Genomic DNA, 3,594 nt, shown 5'->3' on the forward strand with positions numbered 1-3,594 from the left:
GAAGAAATTGCATGGGTATCTTCGAGTTCATGAATCGGTACAATCTTCGTCATATCCCCGGCTCCCTTCTATTGGAGAAATATCACGTTGAGCCCTTTTCTGTTTTATATTATAATAGGGAAGTATATTCGTAAAATTTGGAGGGACTTATCTTGACAAACAACCTAGCGATCATCATCGCATTCATCGTCTACCTCGGCTTCATGATGCTCATCGGCATCTACTACTATCGACGCACGCGCTCCATGGCGGACTACATCCTCGGCAACCGTAAGCTCGGCGCGTGGGTCACGTCCTTGAGCGCCGAAGCCTCCGACATGAGCGGCTGGATGCTCATGGGGCTGCCGGGATTCGCCTACATCGCCGGGCTCAATGCGGGCTGGATCGCGCTGGGGCTTGCGCTCGGCACCTACGCGAACTGGAAGTTCGTCGCCGCACGTCTCAGAAAATATACGGAACTTGCCAACAATTCGCTGACGCTTCCCGATTTTTTGCAGAATCGCTACGAGGACAAGTCGAACCTTCTGCGCATCATCCCTGCCGTCTTTATCTTGATCTTCTTCGTCATCTACACATCGTCTGGTTTCGTCGCGGGCGGCAAGCTGTTTGAAACGATCTTTTCCCTGCCCTATACCTATGCGCTGTTCCTCGGCGCTTTCGTCGTCGTATTCTACACGCTTGCCGGCGGCTTCCTCGCCGTCTGCTGGACGGACTTCATCCAGGGCGTCATGATGTTCTTCGCCATCCTGCTCGTACCTGCCGCCGCTTCTTATCTGCTCGGCGGTCCATCGACGACGCTCGCCGCCATCTACACGATGGAACCGTCGTTCTTCAATCCTTTCCAGAAGCCCGACGGCTCTACGCTCGGCTTCATCGAGTTCATCTCGCTCATGGGCTGGGGACTTGGCTACTTCGGTCAGCCGCACATCCTCGTGCGCTTCATGGCGATCCGCTCATCCGCCGAGCTTGGACGCGCCATGCATATCGCTATGACGTGGGTCGCTATCTCGCTCGCTGCCGCCGTCCTCGTCGGCATGGTCGGACGCGCTTACCTTGTCGATCCGCTCTTCGGCACGGCGACGGAGACGGTCTTTCTCGTGATGACGGACTCGATTTTCAACCCCTTCGTCGCGGGACTCATCCTCTCCGCCGTCCTCGCCGCCATCATGAGCACGGCGTCGGCGCAGCTTCTCGTCGCAGCTTCCGCTTTCGCACAGGACTTCTACCGCTCGCTTCTGCATAAGGGAGCAAGCCAAAGCGAACTCGTCTGGGTCAGCCGCCTCTCTGTCCTCGCGATCGCCGCCCTTTCCCTGACGCTCGCCATGAATCCCGAGAGCCTCATCCTCGACATGGTCGCTTACGCATGGGCAGGCTTCGGCGCCGCCTTCGGCCCCGCGCTTCTCGCCTCGCTCTTCTGGCGGCGTGCCACGAGGAACGGCATCCTCGCGGGCATCATCACGGGCGGCGTCACCGTCCTCGTATGGAAGCAGTTCGCCTTCTTCGGTCTCTACGAAATCATCCCGGGCTTCGTCTTCGCCCTCTCTGCCATCTACATCGTGAGCCGTCTCGACAAGGCGCCTGCAAAGAGCATCACAGACACGTTCGACGCCGTGGGAAAAAGCGCGATATAAGGAAATGTGTTCTTGGAAAAACATTGAAACAGAAAAGGATATTGCAGATTTGCTCCGTCTATATTACGGCTTCCATGATGCTTGCATCGTAGCCGCATCGTATCAAAGCGAAACCAGCGTCGATCAGGAAGGCACGATACACTATTCCCATATAGATGGACACACGATGACGCTCCGTTTTCAGTCCCAAATGGCGCTGAGAAGTCTGGAGCTTCATTTTATCGGTGTAAGGCAAGCCCATTTCATTGTCGGGAACGATCATTTCCCCTGTGATTTAATGGATGCAACGCTATCTTTCGTGAATGGACAATCATCAAGAGAATCTAAGCGATGGATTGCATGGACAGGCTGCAGTTCCTTCGATTTCAAAAAACTTGATACTACAATACATGATCTGGCAGATCATTATATAATAGCCAATGCTCTGAGATGGCGATTTTTGCGAGAAGATGCCTGTGCTCGCAACGGAAAGAACGGTCGACGGAAGAACATCTAAAGCTTCCGTCGACCGTTCTCTTTACCGATCAATGATTCGCCGCGTAGCGGGAGATTGCGGCGCGGACAGCGGCATTTGCAGCAGGCGAAACCGTCAGGTCAGCGCCTGCGCTCTTACCTTTTCGCCTGCCTTTTTTCGCAGGATCGTCGGCATCCTCCTCCGCCTGCACCTTCTCCGGCGGCAAAGGCAGCAAGCCTTCCTTCATCTTCGCGATTTCTTCGAGCTTCTTCTGCTCTTCCTTCATCTTCTCAGCGGCTTCCGCTGCATCCTCCTGGCGAGCGCCCGCACTAAAGCGCAGCAGCATCCACTCCAAATCTTCTGCCAATCGCTGTGTATTCTTCAGCCACAAATCAAGCATGGAACGACTACTGTCCAATTCATCGAATTCCTGCTGCTCCTGACTTCGAATCCCCAAGGAATCTTTTATGCGGTGACTTTCCACATCAAATCCCTGTTCGCGCAGTTTCTCCAAGCGTCGATTCCATTTCGCGATATCTCCCGTGAATATATCAGCATCATCGTCCTCATCCGTTTTCGTCAAGGGCGCACGCAGACGATCATTCGCAGCATCCTCATGCGCTTTTGCAAGCTTCGCTTCAAGCTTCTTCTTCAGCTCGTAAATCATGGAAATTTTATCATCGTACGAGGTCGCGACGATATGCGACAAAAGCTTTTCCTTCTCCTCTTTGAGCGCCGACTTTTCGTCATCCGTCAGCGTGTCATCCTTGAGCAATTCCTTAATCTCAAGAATACGCTCCTTCTCCATCTTGACGCCCTGCCGCGTTTCATCAATGCCGGCAAGTCTGCCATGCGCCGTCAGACCGTCATAATTCTTCTCATCACGCAGAATTTCCTTCGCGTCCTTTTCCCCAAGCTGCAGGAGACGCGCCTTCCTGCTGATCGACACTTCTGCCGCGCTGCCGAGATGCGTCTTTTCCTTTGTCTTTTGTGTCAGCGCCATCGCGGACGAAGGTGCTGACACAAAAGAAGCGCTCGCCTCACGCCCCTGCACAACACCGCCGATCTTCATGCTCATTTTCTCGCACCCTCCCTAGATTGAGAAATCATCCTCCGTCATCCTTCTTTATTTCATCGAAAGTTTCTTGCCGTTTCTTAATACTCGCCATCCTTCTCTCTCTCGCTTCGATCATCTCTCTTCTCTTCGCGAACTGATAGAGAATCCGTTCGCTCGAAAAGCCTCTGCCGCGCACTTCAGATGCGTTGGCGATGATGAGGAAAGCGTTCGCGTCAAAGCGGTCGCAGATCGCCTTGACACGCGCGAGCTGCGTCAGAGAGACGACAACAAAAGCGACGTCCTTCTTCTCCTGCAGGAAGCCGCCCCGCCCCTCAAGGTAAGTGACGCCGCGATGCAGGCTCTCCATGATAGCATCGCCGATCTTTTCGCTTTCCCCTGAGATGATGAAGATCGCCTTCTCGCGATTGAAGCCTGCCGCCCAACGATTCGTG

3 protein-coding genes are annotated in these 3,594 nt (G+C 54.1%); 1 reads left to right on the forward strand and 2 read right to left on the reverse strand.

Features of this window, described 5'->3' with window-relative positions; all coding sequences use genetic code 11:
- Nucleotides 1–152 precede the first annotated feature (152 nt).
- The gene (gene putP / locus ACTTKG_RS09820) at nt 153–1,631 is read left to right on the forward strand and encodes a sodium/proline symporter PutP (protein ID WP_442674021.1); all 1,479 of its coding nucleotides are present in this window, start codon (nt 153–155) and stop codon (nt 1,629–1,631) included.
- Nucleotides 1,632–2,155: 524 nt separating this feature from the next.
- Here the strand turns inward: putP and ACTTKG_RS09825 are convergent.
- Entirely contained in the window at nt 2,156–3,163 is a 1,008-nt protein-coding gene (locus tag ACTTKG_RS09825; RefSeq protein ID WP_442674022.1) for a hypothetical protein, read from the reverse strand.
- Between the two features lie 28 nt (nt 3,164–3,191).
- Nucleotides 3,192–3,594 (reverse strand): YitT family protein (locus ACTTKG_RS09830; protein WP_442674023.1); only part of this gene is annotated, 403 nt, incomplete at its 5' end.

Origin of the sequence: Selenomonas sp., from assembly GCF_052169755.1 — a bacterium.
In the GTDB taxonomy this organism is placed as follows: Bacteria; Bacillota; Negativicutes; order Selenomonadales; family Selenomonadaceae; genus Selenomonas.